The organism is Bacillus sp. (in: firmicutes) (genome assembly GCF_031983925.1).
Taxonomy (GTDB): Bacteria; Bacillota; Bacilli; order Bacillales; family Bacillaceae_G; genus Bacillus_A; species Bacillus_A pacificus.
In genome coordinates, this window is record NZ_DALYZR010000010.1 from 78,341 (window position 1) to 98,425 (window position 20,085).

The window sequence follows — 20,085 nt, forward strand, 5'->3', positions numbered from 1 at the left end:
AATAAATAAGGTGTGTTATTTTACATCTATAAAAATATTTTATCTGGGTATGGTAGTGCTAAAGGAGGCTTTTCAGATAATGAGAAATATTGTAGTTTTAAAGATTCACCATCTATTGATTTCAGTTTTCCACTAGTAATTTCACATTCAAACACAACAACAATATATTCTACTTGATCGCCATTCGGATATGTATGGCGATACTCTTCTCCTCCAAACACCCCTTTTTGTTTTTTTACTTGCACTTTCAATCCTGTTTCTTCCCACACTTCACGAACTACTGCTTCTTCTGGAGTTTCTCCAGGCTCAATTGCTCCAGCTGGCAAACTCCAGTATTCCCCGCCAGGATATTGAAATAAAATATCTTCTTGCTCATTTTTTATAACCGCAGCTACACTCGGCATAAAAATTAGTTCATGGCCTAATTTCTCCCGGATTTTTTTATAATATAGCGACATAGACATATAATTCTCTCCCACTCCATTAATAAATACCTGTATTTTCTGATATCTATTGTATAATAATACCAAAAACGATTTCTATATAGAAAGGATCAGAAAATGTCTCAAGAAAAACTAGTAAATAAATTTCTATCATTTTTAGGTACTACAAATCAACCTACTAGCTTAAAGTTTTTAAATGAGCTTATTAAAGCTCATCAAGAAAAAATAAAGTGGGAAACTCTTACTAAAATAATTGACTGGGAAAAAGGTAAGAAAAGAGAACAAAGCCTTACATCTTCTGAACTTAATTATTGGATAACAGAAAGATTTTGTATTGATAAAGAAATATATGAAAGAGCTATTGAGGTTTTCAATAAAAAATCTTTAAACAGTAAAAGCGTTACTCCTGAGATTGAGTAACGCTTTTACCTTCATACATGCCTTTAATATTAATCTTCTTTATGATAAGCAGCTTCTACACATTCTGCTAGACGCTCAATTTGTTCCATAGTTAAACCTCGTGAAATCCAGCCTGTTAACTTATACATAATTTTATAGTAAAAATTACTAGGTTCATATTCTGAAATTAATGTAAGTGCTGTACCTTCCTCATCTTCTTCTAACATATAAGTCATTGCTGAATAACCTTGCTTCATTTCACTGCCAAGTGAAATAATATGAGGTGCATCGTATTCAAGGATTTCTACTTCAGCCTCGAATATTTTCTTACCGACTTTTTGAACAGTAATATATTTATCTCCTACACGTGGATTCTCTTTATCCATATTTGAAGGATAGCGATTTTCTATTATAAACGTATTCCATTCTTTTATTTTTTCATCTTCTATTATGTAGTCACATACAACATCCATTGGTGCTTTTATTACTATTTCTATTGCAAAACTCATTATACTGCCCCTCTCAAATACCCTATCCATTTCTATTTTAACTAAATCATTATGTCATATTTTATATAGTGAAATACAAGTAGAATTTTAATTTTTTATTAATTTAAAAACTTATTCATACAAAATATTTTATTAAAGATACAACAATTAAAAACAAAGCCACGAGTAATAAAGCGATCCCTATACTTCTATTTTCTTTTTCGTTATTTTTTAAATTTTGCACCCCTAAGCTAACTAACATAAAACCTAAAAGCGTTTGTAAAATTAGCATACTCATTTCCGAAGTATCATTCCAACTATAAATGGAATACCCCATTATAATAATTGCAAGTAAAACCGTTACGATCCTATTCATACGAAAATCCCTCCTATTTAAAAAGAAACCGCTAAGTTTCCTTAGCGGTTTTATTATCAATTTATATTTATAAAAATTGCTTTTCATGAATTTGATATAAGTCAAAAGGATTTTCTGGTCAATATAACTACGTATGTTAGTACACCTTTTCTTTATTCAGTCTACTTACAATTCCAACTATAAATTTATAATCAATCCTCCTCTTCTTAACCTTTTTAAACCCTTCTTTCGTATCAAAAATTAAACACGTTTTCCGAAACCACATTCGTACGTACAGTGACTCAAAATAAATAGGTTTTATAATTCCTCTTTCCTCAAATTCAGTTCCATCTTTATTTTCGGTTTCTGTTCGAACGAACCACCTATTTCCAATACCAATTTCAATATACTTCACATAAGTCCCCCTTTCGGAAATTTATTTCTAACTATTTTATTATTTCCCCGGTAAGCGCATATTCCGACAGAACATGAGCCCACAAAGAAAAAGTAGATTACAAAAATCTACTTTATAGCTTATATTTTTGCATTCGTTTATAAAATGTACTTCGAGGTACATCTAAAAGTTTTGCAGCTAACGAAACATTTCCGTTCGTCTTTTCTAGCGCTTCAATCATGCTGTCACGCTGTATTCTTTCGCGGAAATTTAATGTGTTCTCTATTTTATTTTCTGCTTGCAATGCAAGTTGATGTTGATTTCCCATCATTGTTTGTAATAAAAAAGAGATTTGTTTTTCGCATATTTCCTGTCCTTGCGATAAAATGTAAATGCGTTCTAATACATTTAATAATTCTCGAATATTTCCGGGCCATGTATGCTGATAAAATTGATTACAAATACTTTTTGGAAATACAACATTCCAATTCTTTTGTTCACAAAAATGTTTTATGAAGTATGGAATATCCTCTTTTCTTTCTATTAACGTTGGAACATAAAGCGGATAAACATGTAACCGATAATATAAATCTTGACGAAATTTCCCTTCTTCTACTAATCGCAATAAATCTTTATGTGTCGCAGTAATAATACGAATATTTACCGGTACCTCTTTTGAACTGCCAATTGGGGTTACTGTTCGTTCTTGTAAAACACGCAATAATGCGACTTGCATCTCTGGAGGCACTTCACCAATTTCATCTAAAAATATTGTTCCTCCATCTGCTTGTTCGAATTTCCCTTTATATCCTTGGCGCCGTGCACCTGTAAACGCTCCTTCAGCATAACCAAACAATTCACTTTCCATTAATTCTTTCGGTAATGAACCGCAGTTAACAGCTATAAATGGACCATCTTTTCTTGGACTATTTTCATGAATCGCTCTCGCTACATATTCTTTCCCTACACCTGTTTCCCCGCACACATACACACTAGCATCAGTTGGAGATACAAGCTTAATTTCTTCTAAAGTATGTTGAAATGCACTGCTCGTCCCAATCACTCCAGGGAAAGTAATTCCGTTTATAAGTGGGACAGTTGAAAATAAATTTCCTTGTTTATTTTCCTTTACATAGATACATTTCCCAATCATTCTATTATTACTGTATACTGGAACTTCTAATTTAGTTTTCAATCCATAGTGCATTAAATCTGCAAGTTTCATTCGTGACCAATTACATACTCGTTCCCGAACCCTCTTGCTCGCAGAAACGATAACATCGCGATGATTACAAATTACTACTTGTTCATCACTGTCAATTACATCTAAAAAACGATGGATTAACTGCAGTTCATTTTGATGTACTCGAATACTACATTCACGTTCAATCGCATGTGCAATCGAAGTTACCATACCGAGCATATATGGATGCGAAAACTCAATCGGACAAGAGAAATCTAGAACGCCTATTAATTTCCCATCATCATTATGAATAGGAGCGGCCGCACAGCTCCAGCTATGAGATGCGACAGAATAATGCTCTGTACCACTTATCATAATAGCCTCTTCAATTTCTAACGCTGTTCCTATCGCATTTGTACCAACAGCCGCTTCCGTCCATTTCACACCTTCAACGAAATTAATATGTTTCGCTCGTTGCAACGTTTGTTTATTTCCACTTAACGATAGAACGTAACCGTCTGGATCGATTAATAATGCCATCATTTGCAGTTCATCAATGGTTTTTCTCATATTTTGTATTTGAGGTATTGCTATATCTAGGAAGATTTCACTCTTTTTCTTTTGGTCTTGAAAAATATTAGAAGACAAAATTTTCTGACCTTTATTCATATGAGGATTCACATTTGCTTGTTTACATCGATACCATGACTCTGAAATTCTTTCGTTTATACGGTTCGAATCAAGGACACCTTCATCAACAAACTTTTTCCATGTATGTAAGTAAAACGGTGAAGCTAGCATTATATCATCTCCCTATTCATTATTTTGGAGATTTGTAAAAACATACTTTTATTATAAAACTGAATAAAAGCGTTTTCAACAAAACTAGAAAGACGACACAAATATGTTAATAATTTGAATATCTTAATGCGCTTCTTTATTCTTTTTTAGTAGCACTATATTTTGTATAATGGAAGCAAAGAAAATACATAACCAAAACCACTTTTGTGGATTTCCATTTATAAAGAAAACAATCACGGCTATTGCAAATAAAATTGTGGATGCTACACTAAAATATAATTTTGTTTTCATTCCCATTATCCCTCACATCTCTATCACTTTACAGTACACACTAACTCTTCATTTTTCATCTCTACTATGTACTCCTGAAAAACATATTGTTTCCCGCCATGTTTTTCATACCATTCATGTATTCTTCTAATATGCTTCTCGTCATTTCTAATCTTTGATTCTATTTCTTTATATTGTTCATAACTATCATATTCCCATATTGCAAACACTTCAGTCGTACCATTCTTATTATCTTTCATCCAGCGTCCTATTAGCCTGGAACCATGCTTTAACTGATTTGGTAAGTTTGTTTTATTAAAATGCTCATTAAATATTTCTATAAATTCATTCTTTACTATATAGTACTTTCTTCTATAAAACATACATTTCCACCTCTTTTATAAACACCTCAAATACACCTTCCCATTACAACCGTATTATAATACTTTTCATCTGACAGTCTTTTATCATTTTTCAAAATTCCTTCTACTTCAAAACCTAATTTTCTATAAAGTTGAATGGCTTTTTCATTTGTCTCTAATACTTGTAATGATATCTTTTTAATCTCATTTTCATCAGCCCAATGAATAGATTGTTGCAATAGACTCTTACCTATTCCATATCCCCAAAACTCTTTTAAAATACAAACGCCAAATTCTACTTTATGAGATAATCTCTTCAAATTTGACCCTTCGCATCTTGAAAACCCAACGATTCGGTTGTGCACTTCTGCAACTAAAAACAAATTCTTTGTCTCGCCACTATCTGCTTTTATTATTTTTTGAAAACCTATCTTATCTATAAATCCCTCTCCAGCTTCTCTATCCATGTTTTCAGTTTCTCCATCGATTTGAACTCTAATTTCTGATAACTGTTCCGCATCTGTTTCAGTTGCCGAACGAATTGTATAAACTAATCCATTTATGTGGAATTTTTGTCCTTTTATAATCATTTCAAGCTCCTTTTAAAAGTAGTCTATTGATGCTATTACAATTTCTTTACCTTGTTTCTCAAATTGTTGAATCGTTTCTTTACTAGCCTCTGAATCTGTTATTATAAGGTCAATTTCAATCAGTGATTCTCCTTTTATAAAGTAGTCTATTCCAAGTTTATTGTGAGGAACTAAACAAATATTTCGTCTAGCAATCTTATTTACTGTTTTACTAAAATAAGCAACTTCAGGCGTTGCAGTACTTATACCATTCAATGAAATGCCACCACCTGTAGAGAAATACAGATCAATAGAGAATCTACTTATCCATTCTGAGGCAAGTGTATCTGTCATATTTCCTGATGGTTTCACCTTTCCACCAATTAAGTACGTATCAATGTTCTTACATTCCCGTAACGTACTAGCAATTTCTATAGAATTTGTAACAACTGTAAATGATGTTTCAGGTAAATATTTTAACATGACATAATGAATAGAAGTCCCACCAATAAAAACAGAATCTCCTTCTTGTATATAAGAAGCTGCGATTTTTGCAATTGCGTCTTCATATACAGAACCATTACTATAACGTTCAAATCGCTCAGCAGCTAAATTCCTTACTCGAGCAAGTTCAATTGCACCTCCGTGCGTTCTTTTTAATAAGCCATCCTTCTCCATAATAGACAAATCTCTTCTTATTGAATCAATAGACATATCAAAACTTTCCGCAAGATCTTTAGCAATTACCCTTCCGTTTTTCTTAAGTAACTCCAAAATTTTCTCTCTACGCTCTTCAGTAAACATGTTCTCACCACTATCATTGAATATTCGTAAAATTTATCCATCTTTTAATTATATGCATGTTTTTTCTGTTTTACAATATTTTCAATACTTCTGTATTCAGCTCTATACAGGTTTTCTCCCTTTTTCTATCCCATTAAATTAACAACTAAATAAATGCATATTTGCATGTTTCACAATTATACTTCCATTCATCCTTCTATTAATGTAAAATTATTCCTATGTCTCACTTTTTAACACAGAAAGGAATTATTATGAAATCTATAATGAAAGTAACTTGTACAGCATTATTATTTACAGGACTAATGGCAGGGTGTAATGGGAATACTGCACCAAAACAAGAAAAGAGCGCTCTTGAAAAGAATGCAATGCATTATGGGGAAATAGTTAAAAATGAATACTATAGAGCAACTGTTGAAAATGCTAAATTCGAAAAAATAGACAAAGAATGGCGCATTACTACTCGTGTTATGATTAATAATGTTCGAGATGATGGACAAACTATTGATCTTTCGGAAATAAAATATTTCATACAAGATGAAAAAACTGGTCAGAAATATGAAGGTGAAGCTCATCCGATATATGACGAGCACTATAAAAATGTTCCACACGAATTCTCTTTAACTACTGACGTTGTATTTGAACTGAAAACTTCACCAAAAGATTTAAATAATATGTATCTATACATAGATAGCAAAGCCGCGCCGTTAACAGATACATATTGGAAACTTGATAATTTAGCAACTAAATAAAAAACAGTCAAATACGACTGTTTTTTTGTTTGTAAAGTCATCAAGTTTACTAGTAATCTATCTCCAGCAATACATCTTTTGCACAAATCGTTACTTCTTCAGCTTCCCTCCTAAAACATTTTAACATCCAACAAAATCGATATATCTATTTATTATATCATTCTAATACCTATTTTTTCTAAAGAAAAAAATGCAAAACTGTAAATATTCCACCTTTCACTTCTAAAACTTCAGAATATTTACGATAGTTGATAATTAGAATACATTTTACTAGTACAAAAATCTAAACAAAAAGGGATGGTTATATGTTGAAGAAATTAGTAGCAGGTACATTAGTAGTGGGATTTGCATTAACTGGAGGACTAGGAGTAGCAAGTGCTGAAGAAAAAGGTAACACAATTAAGTCTTTTGATTATTTAAAAGTGGATGAACAGAATGTTAATTCTCTTACAAAATTAAGTGATCAAGATAAGAAAGACATCCAAATTACTATGGTATTACCAGGGCAAAATGAAAATGGAGATTGGCTAGCTTATGGTTTTACTAGCCGCGAAACATTAGATACTTATATTGAAAAGGATAAAAAAGTACTTAAAAATAAAATCAATCCTTTAGGTAGCGGTGCTGGTAGTACTGATTTTTATGAACATAAAGATAAAGGTGGCCAATATATTTACTGGAGCAGCGGCTTTAAAAACTTACCATCTAGCTGGAACGACAGAATTTCCTCTGTAAGTACAGCATCGCCTTCAGCAAGTTATTCAACGACACTTTGGAAGCATACTTCTACACAAGGATATGGAAAAGGTGTTATATTTAAACACGCTGATTGGTACGGTAAAACTGCTAATTTAGCTGCTGATTGGAACGATATTACTTCAGCGATTGACGTAAAAAAATAATAGGATATTCAATTTCTTCTGTAAAAATTCAAACCACTATTCTCTCATACATTTAGAGAATAGTGGTTTATTACACTTCCATTTAAGCATGTACAGCATGTCCTACCGCTTGCAATAGCGCTTCATGAATCGCTTCAGATAAAGTTGGGTGTGCTGCAATATAATCTCTCATAATATCAGCAGTAACTTCTGTATGAATCATTACAGTTCCTTGTCCAATCAGTTCGGTTGCACGTGGACCAATAATAGAAATCCCTACAATTTCTTGATATTTAGGTTCCACAATGACTTTTACTTTACCCGTTTGTTCTCCAATAATAAGCGCTTTTCCATTTGCTGAAAAAGGAAACTCTCCGATAAGAATATCACCATATTGCTCTCTTGCTAATTTTTCACTTAAACCGACACTAGCAATTTCTGGAGCTGTATAAATACAGCGAGGTACAGCATGATAATTTACTTTTACATCTTCTCCACTCGCATGTAATGCTGCTGTCGTTCCTTCATGGAAAGCAACGTGAGCAAGCTGGATTCCACCAATCACATCACCCGCTGCGTAAATATGTGATGCATTGGTTTGCATATGTTCATTCACAGAAATTCCTTTATTTGAATATTGAATGCCTGCTTTTTCTAAATCTAATTGTTGTACACGTGGTTTTCGGCCGACAGAAACGAGAACAAATTCTGGATTAACTACTTGGGTACTTCCTTCATATTCAAATGAAGCTTGCTTTTTATAATTATTTAATCCTTTTAAAGCTGCTCCTGTAAATATTTCTACCCCATCATTTTCTAGTTTCCCTCTTAAAATGTGTGCGATATCTTCATCTTCACCAGGTAATAATTGCGGTGCCATTTCAACAATCGTAACTTTTGTTCCAAGACGACTATAAATACTTGCAAACTCGCATCCTATTACACCACCACCAACAATTAATAATGATTTCGGTATATTTTCTAGGGACATTGCATGGCTACTATTTAAAATCCATTTCCCATCAAATGTAGCAAAAGGTAATTCAGTCGGTTCTGAACCTGCTGCAATAATGAATTGTTCTCCATCTACTACAATTTCTTTACCACCGTGTGTAACTCTCACACGATGATCCGTTTCAAATTTTGCTTTACCTTGTATAACTTTTATTTTATTTTTCTTCATTAAATATTGAATTCCTTGGACGAGCTGTGTTACAACTTGTGATTTCCTCGCCTGCATTTGCTTCCAATCAACTGAAATACTTCCTTCGTTAAGCATAACTCCATAATGATTCGCTTTTCTCACAATGTCATGCACTTCTGCACTTTCTAACAATGATTTTGTAGGCATGCACCCAACATTTAAACAAGTCCCGCCAAGATCAGCTTCATCAATAAGAGTGACTTCTTTTCCACTTTGAGCCGCGGTAATTGCTGCTACATAGCCAGCAGGTCCGCCACCAATAACGACTAGTTTACTCATTCTCTCACCTTCTCTTTATAAAAGAATTGTTACAGGTTCTTCTAAATAACGTTTAATTGTGCGTAAAAATGCAGCTGCTGGTGCACCATCTAATACACGATGATCGAATGTTAAACTTAAAGGTAACATACTGCCTTTTTTTATTTTCTTCCCTTTATATACTGGAACATGTTCAATTGCACCTACACCTAAAATACCAGTTTCAGGTGTATTTAATACTGGCGTAAAATATTCAATACCGAAGCTACCTAAATTACTAATTGTAAAGGTTGTCCCTTGCATATCATCACTACTTAAACTACCTTCTCTTGCTTTTTGTGCAACGTTTTTAATTTGTTTAGATAACTCTACTAAAGATAGATTATTAGCAAATCGAATAGCTGGAACGACTAATCCTTTTTCTAATGCGACTGCCATGCCTAAATGAACATGTTCAAATTGATGAATTGTATCATCCATATAAGCGCTGTTCATTTCTTTATGCTCTCCAAGCGCTAATACAACAGCACGAGAAACGAAATCCGTAATAGTTAGTTTGTTATCGTATCGTTTTTGTACAACTGCCGCTATTTCTTTATGTAAAGCAACTAAATCTGTAACATCTACTTTCATCGTTAATGTTAATTGCGCACTATTTTGTAAACTTGCATGCATACGGTTTGCGATTGCTTTCCGCATACCAGTAACAGGAATTACTTTACTTTCTTCTTGTTCAAGTACTTCTGGAATTGTTACTCTTTCTTCAATCGCTTTTAATACGTCTACTTTTGTAATCCTTCCGCCAGGGCCTGTACCAACTAATGCTTTGATATCTAGATTTTCAGACTTTGCAATTTTCTTCGCTACAGGTGAAATTTTGATTCTTTGCTTCGCCACTTCTTTCGCATATGGTTCTGGATGTTGGACCTTTTTAGGCTCTAGATTAGGTGCTTTTTCTTCTACAACATTTATACTTTCATTGATTTCTACTTTTTCGTTCAGCTTACCGATATAGCAAATGACAGTGCCAGGTGGAACTCCCTCATCTTCACTTACAGCTATATCAAGAACAGTTCCATCCGCTGGCGCTTCTATTTCAGTTTCGATTTTTTCCGAATTAATACTAGCAATTAGTTCACCTTTTGATACATGATCGCCTGCTTTAATATTCCAGCTCGTAATAATACCTTCTTTCATCGCCATACCTAACTTCGGCATTACAACTTCTACAGCCATGCTTCTCTCTCCCTTCTCATCGTTTTATTACACATGTAATAAAGATTGGTCTCCGATCATTTCTGATACAGTTTCAATTACTTTTTCCGGCGTTGGTAAATATAACTTTTCAAGTGGTGGCGAGAACGGAACTGGTGTATGTGGTGCTGTAATTCGTTTAATAGGTGCATCTAACAAATCGAATCCTTTATCCGCTACAATTGCCGCAATATCCGTTGCGATACTACATCTTGGATTTGCTTCATCAATAACAATAAGGCGATTTGTTTTTTCAACTGATGCTAAAATCGTATCTTCATCCAGTGGTGATAAAGAACGTGGATCAATTACTTCTACTTCAAGTCCTTTTTTCGATAATTGCTCAGCGGCTGCAAGTGCTGTATGAACTTGTTTTCCAATGGCGACGATTGTTACATCAGAACCTTCACGTTTTATATCTGCTTTACCTAATGGAATTGTATAATACCCTTCCGGCACTTCACCTTTCATATTGTAAAGTGTTTTATCTTCAAAGAAGATTACTGGGTCATCATCTTCAATTGCCGCTAATAATAAGCCTTTTGCGTCATATGGAGTAGAAGGAACGACAACTTTTATACCTGGAATGCTCGTAAATAACGCATACAAACTTTGTGAATGTTGTGCAGCTGCGCTAAAACCTGCACCATGCATCGTACGTACTGTAACTGGCACTTTCGCTTTACCACCGAACATATAGCGGAACTTTGCACCTTGGTTTAATACTTGATCAAGACAACTACCGATAAAATCATTAAACATTAATTCAGCAATCGGACGTAGTCCTGTTGCCGCAGCTGCCATTGCTGCTCCCATGTAACCCGCTTCTGAAATTGGTGTATCTAAAATACGATTTCGGCCAAATTCTTGTACAAGGCCTTTCGTAACACCAAGAACACCGCCCCATGCTTCATCATCTTGCAAGTGATCAACTTGTGCACCACCTGCAACGTCTTCTCCTATTAAAATTACGTTTTCATCACGACGCATTGAGATTTTCATCGCTTCATTAATTGCAGTTGACATACTTACTGTTCTAGTCATTATTTTTCACCCTCCTCTTATTTGTAAGAAACGTATACATCTTTTAATAACTCTTCATCCTCTGGATATGGACTATTTTCACTAAATTCAATTGATTTTTGAACCGCTTCATCTACTGCCTTTTCCATATCTACAAGCTCAGATTCAGTTAATAAAGCTTCATGAATTAAATGCTTACGGAAATTCACAATCGCATCTTTTTCATTTAAATGTTCTTCTTTTTCTTCTGAAGTTTTATACGTTTGTGCTTCACCTTCGAAATGACCGTAATTACGATATGTCATACATTCAATTATTGTTGGACCACCGCCATTACGAGCACGTTCTACTGCTTCTTCCGCTGCTTTATACACCGCAAGCAAGTCCTTTCCATCCACTTGAACACCTGGAATATTGTAAGCTTTCGCTCGATCTGCAATGGAATCACAACTTGAAGCATATTCAAATGTTGTCGCTTCACCGTAACCGTTATTTTCTGCGATAAAAATAACTGGTAATTTCCAAATCGCCGCTAAATTAACCCCTTCGTGAAATGTTCCTTCATTATTTGCTCCGTCACCGAAGAAACAAACACTTACATCTTTCGTTCCTTTATATTTAGCTGTTAATGCTGAGCCGCAAGCAAGCGGGAAACCACCACCTACAATGCCATTTGCACCAAGCATTCCTTTATCTAAATCAGCAATGTGCATGGAGCCGCCTTTACCTTTACATAATCCTGTCGCTTTCCCAAAAAGTTCAGCCATCATACCGTTTAAATCGCAACCTTTTGCGATACAATGCCCATGTCCTCTATGTGTACTTGTAATACTGTCACGATCCGTTAAGTGGGCACATACACCAACTGCTACCGCTTCTTCACCCGCGTATAAATGGACGAAACCTGGCAGCACACCTTGAGCGAACAATTCATGTACCTTATCTTCAAACTTACGAATCTCTAACATTTTTTCATACATCCAACGAGCTTGTTCTTTCGTAATTCCATTCCCTTTACTTTCAGTTGTTTTTAACATGTCCAGCCCTCCTATTTTCTTGTTCATCTTTTATATTGCAAGTACTGTGCCAAATTCTAATTCTTGATTTAATAGGGTTTCTCTTTTCTTTCAAAATAAAAAAGTGGACAAATTGAGACATCTGTCTCGTTTTGTCCACTTTTGTTCACCTAATTTGAGAATCATTATTTTATTCATGATCAAAACTCTTCTGTAACTTCCGAATGTAAATAATTTGACCAATATGATAAGCATTATGAGTTGTGACATTTGCTAGCACTTCCCACCACTTTGCACATACTGGGAATCCAACTACATCACTTTCTACCTTTTCTTTATTTATTAGCTTTTGCCATAGTAACAGTTTCTCCAGTAGTTTTTCTCTTAATTCATCGAAAGATTGATTATCTGAAAGCATAAAACTTTTGTTATTATCACCAATAGCGGGCACAGCATTCACATTTGATTCTTTATACCTCGTTTGCCACGTTGAGTTCCAATACAGTAAATGTTGTACAATTTCAGCTATACTATTACTCTCTTCATTCGGTTTCCAGAAAGCTTCTCTCTCAGATAGATCTTTCACTGCATCTGAAAACGGAATATACCAACTAGGATCGTTCGCATTCGCTAATAACTGATCTGCTAATACATCTTTCACATGGGCCATTTCTCTTCCCTCATTTCATTATCATATTAATATACACTACTTTATATACGCTGATTTCCTATAATCCCCTTTTTTACATACAAATTGGTTTCATAATGAATGTAAGAATAATAGATTTTCTTACTATAACTCGTTATGATAAAAGAAAAAGAAAGCGAGCGACCAATGAATAAAAAAATCGCGGTTATTACAGGAGCTTCAAGTGGATTCGGACTATTAACTACACTCGAACTCACAAAAAAAGATTATTTAGTTATCGCAACAATGAGAAACCTTGAAAAACAAGGAAACTTATTATCTCAAGCTACTCAACTCAACTTACTGCAAAACATAAAAATTCAACAATTAGATGTAACCGATCAAAACTCTTTACATAACTTTCAATTATTTTTAAAAGAAATAAACAAAGTGGACCTCCTCATTAATAATGCAGGATATGCCAATGGGGGATTTGTAGAAGAAACTCCAGTAGAGGAATACCGTAAACAATTTGAAACGAACCTATTTGGAGCTATTTCAATTACTCAGCTTGTTTTACCTTATATGAGAGAACAACAAAGCGGAAAAATTATTAATATAAGCAGCATTAGTGGTCAAGTTGCATTCCCTGGTCTATCTCCTTACGTTTCTTCAAAATATGCATTAGAAGGATGGAGTGAATCCCTTCGTTTAGAAGTAAAACCTTTTGGAATAGATGTTGCTTTAATAGAACCAGGTTCTTATAACACAAATATTTGGGAAGTTGGTAAACAACTAGCTACAAACCAATCTGATACATCTTCTCCTTACAAAGAATATATGGATAAAATACAAAAACATATTAATAGCGGCAGTGATACATTTGGCAATCCGATAGATGTTGCTAATAAAATTGTAGAAATTGCTGAATCTAAGCGTACGAATTTACGATATCCGATTGGAAAAGGTGTAAAATTTATGATCTTTGCAAAGAAAATTCTTCCTTGGAGATTGTGGGAATATCTTGTTTTGAGAAGCTTTAAGAAAATGTAATTACCTTTATTGAAAAACATTTTGAAAGAGGTGCTAAATAAATGTTAGGTTTACCCTATGGTAAAGTGTTTTTAGTTCCGTGGACTGAAGAGTGGGCAATTGAATTTATAAAGGAGAAACAATTCATTGAGGAACAAATTGGCGAACATATTTTAGCGATACACCATATTGGTAGTACTTCTATTCCACATTTAAGTGCAAAGCCCATTATTGATATAGCAATTGAATTAGAAAATTATAGGGACGGTATACATTGTATTAAAAAATTAGAACTACTAAACTATAAATATAGAAAAGATGTATTGCCTGAACGATATTATTTTAATAAAGGTGAACCAAGAACTCATCAAATTCATATGTATGAACGAGGGAATACATATTTAATAGAACAATTGCAATTCAGAGATTACTTAATAGACAATAAAACTGCTCGTATACAGTATGAACAATTAAAGATTCAACTTTCACAAGCTAATTCTAATGATAAACATCAATATGCAGAGGATAAAACAAATTTCATTACATCCACATTAGCCAAAATAAATGATGCATTTAAATAAGAAATCATTTAGTAGTAAATGATTTCTTATTTATCAGCTAAATCTTGTTTTGTGCCATCAATAATAAAATCTGCAAATCCATGTGGTTTATGACTTTCTACATATATATTTTCAGCAATCATCAACACCTATTATTAGTAGTGATTGCTCTACAGACTTCACTCGAATTTGTTCTAATATTTCATCCCCTTATTTTATATCTATAAACTTACTTTTACGCTGAAATCGGATCAAAGTAAAGTAGTAATGAAATCATAATTACAAATGCAAATAAACCGATTATCGAAAGAATGTATTCTTTCGATTCTCTATCAAATTTCCACTCCATCCATGCCCGTAACGTCCATAACGTTCCAAAAAAAATGAAAAGGGCATACCCTACATTTGCATTTTCATTGCTAGTAACATAAATCATACTACTAACAAAATAAATAATAAACAAGACTATTTCCAATTTTACATGCAAGCTATTTACATGCTTATATCCAAAGAAACCCCTCTTCTCCATATTCAACTTTCTTCTTAAAAATTGCTCAAAAAAATAGCCAGCTATACAAAAAACAAAAATTATAATCCAAAACGTAGAGGTTCTCATTTACATCCCTCCTATTCCTTCATTTGCTTTTTGAAATAAAGTGAACTATATTACGATTATCTTCTTCTAAATAATCTACAATCCCTTCAGGATATGTTGACTTCATCTTTAATTCTTCTATACTTTTCCATATTAATATAATATTCTCATGTTCTTTATGCCTTATCTCATTTGTAATCATCTCTTGAACAGCTCCCCAATGCATCAATGTACAATGGTGACCTTTTTCGTTGTTCCACTCGAAAATATGCTCATTTACAACAGCTAGCTCTTGGACATCAATCTTCAAATCGTATTCTTCCATTAATTCTCGCATTATTGCTTCTTTTGCTGTTTCACCGAATTCAATAAAACCACCTGGAAAACGATAAAATATTTCTCTTAAATCACATTGTACAAGTACTTTAGAATGATCTTCATTTAAAATCATTGCTTCAGCACGTAATTTAGGTATCTTCATTTCGTCTCCCCATTCATTCCACATATGATTAAATCCAATAGTTATAAAAGAAAAGATTAATCATAATTCCAGTTATTATTAATAATGGAACTACGCCTAAAAAAATGACATATTCCCTCGATTCTTTATCATATTTCCACTCCATATATGATTGAAAGCAGTATAAAGTTATTAAAAATAATATGGGTAAATTACTAATATAAATAGGATTTAAAGTGGCACATATCAGCGTAACAATTATATAAAAAACGATAAGAGCCCTAGTGCCCCATTTATGAGCGTTGTTTACATATTTACTATTCCAGTCTGTTTGTTTCGGTATATTTAATTTTTTTCTCACTACTTTTTCCAAAACAACTAAGAATATGATCCATACTATTAATAAAATTCCTTTAACTAAAAACAGTGATGTCTCCTCCTTTACTTTTTATCTGGCTGATCACTCGGATAAGTAGCTTTTCCTTTATTTTCTACGTCCCAACTAATAATTGTCGCACTATCTCGTCCGAATTGATGATGAACGTGCTCTAATACATGATGAACACTTTCTTCAAGTTTTATATTATTTCTATTCATATCATTATATAGATTTAATGGTGTTTCATATCGACGTTCTCCGTATTCTAATACCCCATCTGTCACCATTACAATTCGATTGTTGCCAGTACGTAATTCACGAATTCCTGATGAATAGCAAGGAACAGGTACATCAAAAGTATTTACGTTACCAATCCATTCGTAAAAATGACGTTGATTTAACGCATATTGTCCTAATTTGTGTAATTCATCATGAAATACATACACTAAACAGTCACCGATAGATAACCACCATATGTAGTTTTCTTTTCTTACACATAGTAAGCAAGCTGTTTCACCTTTAATTCTTTGGCACTTTTCCTTAAATGAAGAAGATTGAAAGATAGTAAGAATATGATTTTCAATAGATCGAAATACTGTATCAATCGATTCATTCATCATTTCTTTTATATTTTCATATTCTTTTTGAATTGTATTTACTACTAAATCAACACTTTCTGCACTATTATGTCCATCTAATATAGCTGCAAATTCCCAATCACCATTTGACCAAACTAACGCACCATCTTCGTTCTTGTTTGCTCCGGCACTTATATTTCCGCCGTATTTACCAATTACGATTTCACCATATTGCTTTATCGAAATTTCGTCTAAGCACATTTCTCTACTTCCAACCCATGAATATTGTCTATTATTTGTTATATTCATATTCACTCACCATATACTTTCGTATTCTTTCGCATAGTTTTTTGATTTTTTCTGTATCACCATAAGGCGCACCCATCCATTTCGCTACTTCAGTCGGTGACCAAAACTCTTTTGGTGTATTTGCATAACGCGGTATGATGTGCATATGCATATGTGGTACACCATTTCCTGAAACAAAAGTGTAAATATGCTCTGCACCTTCACTTTCTTTTAGTGCTTTACTTACTCTACTTGATATAAGTCCGAACCTTTTCGTTTCTTCGCTATCCCAGTGGACATGTCCAACGTAAACGAGTTCATCTTCATAAATAGCTCCACCTGGAACTGTAATATTTCCTTTATGTTTTTCACAAATGAAGCAATTTTGTTCTTCTTGATTATTTGTTGGCATATCCATCACCATCCTTTTTATATATAATATCATAAAAAAAGGAAAAATAGGATTTATATTCTGAAAATTCATTCTTTTAACGCAAAAATTTTGAACTGAATTTACAACTCATTTTTTCTTCAAAACTACAACTCCAATTACAATCCCAATCACAATTCCGATTACTAAATTATTTGTAAAATAACCTTGGACTACACCAATTACAACCCCTATACCGACGCCTATTGCCAAGGCATCATTGCTTTTTTTCTTTTTAGACAAAATAGCATCTCCTCTCATAATTTTTTCTAAAATAATATCTATTTACATGACTTCACTGTCTCCTAATATATTCGCTATTCCACTTAATAATTTCCAAAAAATGTACTTTATTACTTATACTTTTCCACCACATAATCCTTTTCTTAAGAAGAGATTTTCAAGTCGCTATTAAACAAACATATCGTTATTCATTGAAGAATTAAATCAATGAAATAAAAAAACAAGTTTTTGTGTCAGCTGACGGTTCTGTTATCGTTCGAATATAATTTATTCAAACAAAAAACACACTTTGTATAATAAAGTGTGTTTTTTGTTTATCTTCTTTTTTGATGAAATCCTTGTGTAATGCGGTCTAATATAATCGCAATGACAACAATGGCTAGTCCGGCTTCAAATCCCATTCCGATATTAACTTGTGTTACAGAACGGTATACATCAACTCCAAGACCTGGAGCTCCTACAAGCGATGCTGTTACTACCATTGATAAAGAGAGCATAATACTTTGGTTCACACCAGCCATGATCGTTCCAGTTGCGAGTGGTAATTGTACTTTAAATAATTTTTGTGATGCGGTAGAGCCAAACGCATTCGCTGCTTCTATTAAATCTTCTGGAACTTGTCTAATTCCTAAGTCAGTAAAACGAATTGTCGGTGGCATTGCAAAGATTACTGATGCAATAATCCCAGGTACTACACCTACTCCAAAAAATGTAATCGCGGGAATAAGATATACGAAAGCCGGCATTGTTTGCATAAAATCTAATGTCGGTTTTAAAAATTTTGAAAACCGTTCATTTTGCGAAGCTAAAATACCAATTGGGATACCTACAATGATTGAAATAATAACAGATGTAAGTACAAGAGCTAATGTCTGCATCGTTTGTGCCCAGTAGTTTATATTTAAAATAAATAATAACCCGATGAGTGTAAAAATAACTAAAGATACTTTTCTCGTTGTGTACCAAATGAGGAAACACAAAATAATAATCATCAATATAGCCGGTATTATTGTTAAAAAATTAGTGAGTAAATCAACGAATCCGCCGATAATATAAGAGAATCCTCGGAATAAGCCTTCAAAGTGCTCATATAAACTTGCAACAAATGAATCGACCCATTCCCCTAAAGGAATACGTGGTATATTATTCATCGTCTTTCACCTCTTCCTCAATATTACCTGCAAGAGCTTGAATGACACTTTCACGTTTAATAATTCCTCTTAATCTTTTCTTCTCATCAATTACTGGTAACGGATATTTCATCTCCGCCATTTTCGCATACGTTTCTTCCAGTAAAGTATCTAAATACACGTGCGGGATATCGGTAAGTAATAAATCAGCAATCGGCCATTGCTTTTGTACTGCTTTACTCGCATCATCTGCCGTTAATATACCTAAAAATTCATATTTTTTGTTAACAACATACACTGTAGAAACACCGGCATTCCTCATAATTTGAAGTGCTACACGTGGTCCACGGTCAATTAATAATGTCTCTGGTCGTTTTAATATAGATTCCGCCGTTATTACTTTTCCTAAATTCACATCCGCCACGAATTTCTCTACAAATTCATTCGCAGGACTCATCATAATTTCTTCTGGCGTTCCAATTTGGACAACTTCTCCATCTTTCATTAACGCAATTCGATCACCAATTCGAAGGGCTTCATCTAAATCATGCGTAATAAAAATAATTGTTTTTTCCATTTTATCTTGTAATTCTAACAGTTCATCTTGCATTTCTTTTCGAATCAGTGGATCTAATGCACTAAATGACTCATCCATAAGTAAAACATCCGGATCATTCGTAAGCGCTCTCGCAATGCCGACACGCTGTTGCATACCACCACTCAGTTGACTTGGATAATTATCTTTATGATGGTCTAATCCAACTAACTTCAAGGACTCTAACGCTTTTCTCTCTCGTTCCTCTACTGGAACTCCTTGTATTTCCAACCCATATGCAACATTTTGCAAAACGGTACGATGAGGGAATAGAGCGAATTTCTGAAACACCATACTCATTTTCGTTCTTCTCACTCTTCGCAACTCTTCTTTGCCCATCGTTGCGATATCTTCTCCATCTATGTATATATGCCCCGCTGTTGGTCTAATCAGTTGGTTTAACATACGAACTAACGTCGATTTCCCGCTACCAGACAATCCCATAATAACGAAAATTTCTCCCGTATATACTTCGAACGTCGCCTTTTTTACGCCAACGTTCATTCCTGTCTCTTTCAAAATTTCCGATTTACTTTTTCCTTCTTTTAATAAGGTAAGCGCTCTTTGCGGGTGTTTCCCAAATACTTTTGTTACGTTTTCAACACGTACCTTTGTATTATCCATGTCACTACTCCTTTTCTACCCATCTATTCACATAGTGTTGCGATTTTGCAAAGAAATATTACATAAAAATAACATTTATAAGATTTCTTT

27 protein-coding genes and 1 pseudogene are annotated in these 20,085 nt (G+C 33.7%); 5 read left to right on the forward strand and 23 right to left on the reverse strand.

The genetic code is table 11. The features are described from left to right. Nucleotides 1-26: 26 nt before the first annotated feature. A complete protein-coding gene (locus RTP99_RS22180; RefSeq protein WP_000062910.1) occupies nucleotides 27-464 on the reverse strand; it encodes an NUDIX hydrolase in 438 nt (145 codons plus the stop codon). A gap of 96 nt (nucleotides 465-560) precedes the next feature. Here RTP99_RS22180 and RTP99_RS22185 point away from each other — a divergent pair, with 96 nt between their 5' ends. Then, nucleotides 561-863, forward strand: a complete 303-nt coding sequence (locus RTP99_RS22185) for a hypothetical protein (protein WP_000076717.1) — start codon at nucleotides 561-563, stop codon at nucleotides 861-863. A 29-nt stretch (nucleotides 864-892) separates the two neighbouring features. Here the strand turns inward: RTP99_RS22185 and RTP99_RS22190 are convergent, their stop codons facing one another. The 8 genes from RTP99_RS22190 to RTP99_RS22225 form a co-directional block, all read right to left on the reverse strand. Beyond that, nucleotides 893-1,351, reverse strand: a complete 459-nt coding sequence (locus tag RTP99_RS22190; RefSeq protein ID WP_046647307.1) for an SRPBCC family protein — start codon at nucleotides 1,349-1,351, stop codon at nucleotides 893-895. Between the two features lie 115 nt (nucleotides 1,352-1,466). Then, a complete protein-coding gene (locus tag RTP99_RS22195) occupies nucleotides 1,467-1,706 on the reverse strand; it encodes a DUF3953 domain-containing protein (RefSeq protein WP_001080079.1) in 240 nt (79 codons plus the stop codon). Nucleotides 1,707-1,842: 136 nt separating this feature from the next. Then, on the reverse strand, nucleotides 1,843-2,100 hold the full coding sequence (locus RTP99_RS22200) for a DUF3977 family protein (RefSeq protein WP_000873848.1): 258 nt from the start codon (nucleotides 2,098-2,100) through the stop codon (nucleotides 1,843-1,845). Between the two features lie 112 nt (nucleotides 2,101-2,212). Next, on the reverse strand, nucleotides 2,213-4,063 hold the full coding sequence (locus RTP99_RS22205; protein ID WP_046647310.1) for a sigma-54-dependent Fis family transcriptional regulator: 1,851 nt from the start codon (nucleotides 4,061-4,063) through the stop codon (nucleotides 2,213-2,215). Between the two features lie 123 nt (nucleotides 4,064-4,186). Beyond that, the gene (locus tag RTP99_RS22210) at nucleotides 4,187-4,354 is read right to left on the reverse strand and encodes a hypothetical protein (protein WP_000850651.1); all 168 of its coding nucleotides are present in this window, start codon (nucleotides 4,352-4,354) and stop codon (nucleotides 4,187-4,189) included. A gap of 23 nt (nucleotides 4,355-4,377) precedes the next feature. Next, nucleotides 4,378-4,716, reverse strand: coding sequence for an NIPSNAP family protein (locus tag RTP99_RS22215; RefSeq protein ID WP_000499963.1), 339 nt, complete (start codon nucleotides 4,714-4,716; stop codon nucleotides 4,378-4,380). A 26-nt stretch (nucleotides 4,717-4,742) separates the two neighbouring features. Then, nucleotides 4,743-5,285 carry a GNAT family N-acetyltransferase gene (locus RTP99_RS22220; protein ID WP_000584356.1) on the reverse strand — a complete coding sequence of 181 codons (543 nt, stop codon included), beginning with the start codon at nucleotides 5,283-5,285 and terminating at the stop codon, nucleotides 4,743-4,745. 12 nt (nucleotides 5,286-5,297) lie between these two features. Beyond that, nucleotides 5,298-6,068: a DeoR/GlpR family DNA-binding transcription regulator gene (locus RTP99_RS22225; protein WP_000493616.1), complete on the reverse strand. Its 771-nt coding sequence runs from the start codon at nucleotides 6,066-6,068 to the stop codon at nucleotides 5,298-5,300. A 251-nt stretch (nucleotides 6,069-6,319) separates the two neighbouring features. Between RTP99_RS22225 and RTP99_RS22230 the strand changes: the two genes are divergently transcribed. Beyond that, a complete protein-coding gene (locus RTP99_RS22230; RefSeq protein WP_000836196.1) occupies nucleotides 6,320-6,817 on the forward strand; it encodes a hypothetical protein in 498 nt (165 codons plus the stop codon). A 305-nt stretch (nucleotides 6,818-7,122) separates the two neighbouring features. Then, entirely contained in the window at nucleotides 7,123-7,719 is a 597-nt protein-coding gene (locus RTP99_RS22235) for a hypothetical protein (RefSeq protein ID WP_000914467.1), read from the forward strand. 82 nt (nucleotides 7,720-7,801) lie between these two features. Here RTP99_RS22235 and lpdA read toward each other — a convergent pair whose 3' ends face one another. From lpdA to RTP99_RS22260, 5 genes are all read right to left on the reverse strand, one after another. Then, the gene (gene lpdA, locus RTP99_RS22240) at nucleotides 7,802-9,181 is read right to left on the reverse strand and encodes a dihydrolipoyl dehydrogenase (protein ID WP_000041226.1); all 1,380 of its coding nucleotides are present in this window, start codon (nucleotides 9,179-9,181) and stop codon (nucleotides 7,802-7,804) included. Between the two features lie 15 nt (nucleotides 9,182-9,196). Then, nucleotides 9,197-10,396, reverse strand: coding sequence for a dihydrolipoamide acetyltransferase family protein (locus tag RTP99_RS22245; protein WP_000257753.1), 1,200 nt, complete (start codon nucleotides 10,394-10,396; stop codon nucleotides 9,197-9,199). A 27-nt stretch (nucleotides 10,397-10,423) separates the two neighbouring features. Beyond that, nucleotides 10,424-11,458, reverse strand: coding sequence for an acetoin:2,6-dichlorophenolindophenol oxidoreductase subunit beta (gene acoB / locus RTP99_RS22250; protein WP_000198893.1), 1,035 nt, complete (start codon nucleotides 11,456-11,458; stop codon nucleotides 10,424-10,426). 17 nt (nucleotides 11,459-11,475) lie between these two features. Continuing rightward, on the reverse strand, nucleotides 11,476-12,474 hold the full coding sequence (gene acoA, locus RTP99_RS22255; protein ID WP_000921303.1) for an acetoin:2,6-dichlorophenolindophenol oxidoreductase subunit alpha: 999 nt from the start codon (nucleotides 12,472-12,474) through the stop codon (nucleotides 11,476-11,478). A 169-nt stretch (nucleotides 12,475-12,643) separates the two neighbouring features. Continuing rightward, nucleotides 12,644-13,123: a DinB family protein gene (locus RTP99_RS22260; protein WP_000951600.1), complete on the reverse strand. Its 480-nt coding sequence runs from the start codon at nucleotides 13,121-13,123 to the stop codon at nucleotides 12,644-12,646. A gap of 165 nt (nucleotides 13,124-13,288) precedes the next feature. Here RTP99_RS22260 and RTP99_RS22265 point away from each other — a divergent pair, with 165 nt between their 5' ends. Together RTP99_RS22265 and RTP99_RS22270 are read left to right on the forward strand one after the other, a co-directional pair. After that, nucleotides 13,289-14,134 (forward strand): oxidoreductase, encoded by an 846-nt coding sequence (locus RTP99_RS22265; RefSeq protein ID WP_041184673.1) that lies wholly within the window; start codon nucleotides 13,289-13,291, stop codon nucleotides 14,132-14,134. A gap of 41 nt (nucleotides 14,135-14,175) precedes the next feature. Continuing rightward, on the forward strand, nucleotides 14,176-14,694 hold the full coding sequence (locus RTP99_RS22270; RefSeq protein ID WP_000901186.1) for a GrpB family protein: 519 nt from the start codon (nucleotides 14,176-14,178) through the stop codon (nucleotides 14,692-14,694). Between the two features lie 26 nt (nucleotides 14,695-14,720). Here the strand turns inward: RTP99_RS22270 and RTP99_RS22275 are convergent. From RTP99_RS22275 to RTP99_RS22315, 9 genes and pseudogenes are all read right to left on the reverse strand, one after another. Beyond that, nucleotides 14,721-14,816: pseudogene (locus tag RTP99_RS22275) on the reverse strand (uridine kinase); the annotation flags it as partial. A gap of 92 nt (nucleotides 14,817-14,908) precedes the next feature. After that, entirely contained in the window at nucleotides 14,909-15,289 is a 381-nt protein-coding gene (locus RTP99_RS22280; RefSeq protein ID WP_001260750.1) for a DUF4181 domain-containing protein, read from the reverse strand. A 19-nt stretch (nucleotides 15,290-15,308) separates the two neighbouring features. Further along, nucleotides 15,309-15,749, reverse strand: a complete 441-nt coding sequence (locus RTP99_RS22285) for an NUDIX domain-containing protein (RefSeq protein ID WP_000701196.1) — start codon at nucleotides 15,747-15,749, stop codon at nucleotides 15,309-15,311. Between the two features lie 28 nt (nucleotides 15,750-15,777). Continuing rightward, nucleotides 15,778-16,101: a DUF4181 domain-containing protein gene (locus tag RTP99_RS22290; protein WP_011040406.1), complete on the reverse strand. Its 324-nt coding sequence runs from the start codon at nucleotides 16,099-16,101 to the stop codon at nucleotides 15,778-15,780. A gap of 68 nt (nucleotides 16,102-16,169) precedes the next feature. Continuing rightward, on the reverse strand, nucleotides 16,170-16,994 hold the full coding sequence (locus tag RTP99_RS22295) for a PP2C family serine/threonine-protein phosphatase (protein WP_001027907.1): 825 nt from the start codon (nucleotides 16,992-16,994) through the stop codon (nucleotides 16,170-16,172). After that, nucleotides 16,978-17,391 carry an HIT family protein gene (locus RTP99_RS22300; protein ID WP_041184675.1) on the reverse strand — a complete coding sequence of 138 codons (414 nt, stop codon included), beginning with the start codon at nucleotides 17,389-17,391 and terminating at the stop codon, nucleotides 16,978-16,980. The genes RTP99_RS22295 and RTP99_RS22300 overlap by 17 nt, the downstream gene beginning before the upstream one ends. Before the next feature lie 102 nt (nucleotides 17,392-17,493). Beyond that, entirely contained in the window at nucleotides 17,494-17,664 is a 171-nt protein-coding gene (locus RTP99_RS22305) for a glycine zipper domain-containing protein (RefSeq protein WP_001992228.1), read from the reverse strand. Between the two features lie 296 nt (nucleotides 17,665-17,960). Next, nucleotides 17,961-18,797 (reverse strand): ABC transporter permease, encoded by an 837-nt coding sequence (locus RTP99_RS22310; protein ID WP_001059833.1) that lies wholly within the window; start codon nucleotides 18,795-18,797, stop codon nucleotides 17,961-17,963. Further along, a complete protein-coding gene (locus RTP99_RS22315; RefSeq protein ID WP_000370623.1) occupies nucleotides 18,790-19,995 on the reverse strand; it encodes a quaternary amine ABC transporter ATP-binding protein in 1,206 nt (401 codons plus the stop codon). Before RTP99_RS22315 ends, RTP99_RS22310 begins: the two co-directional genes overlap by 8 nt. Between the last annotated feature and the right edge of the window lie 90 nt (nucleotides 19,996-20,085).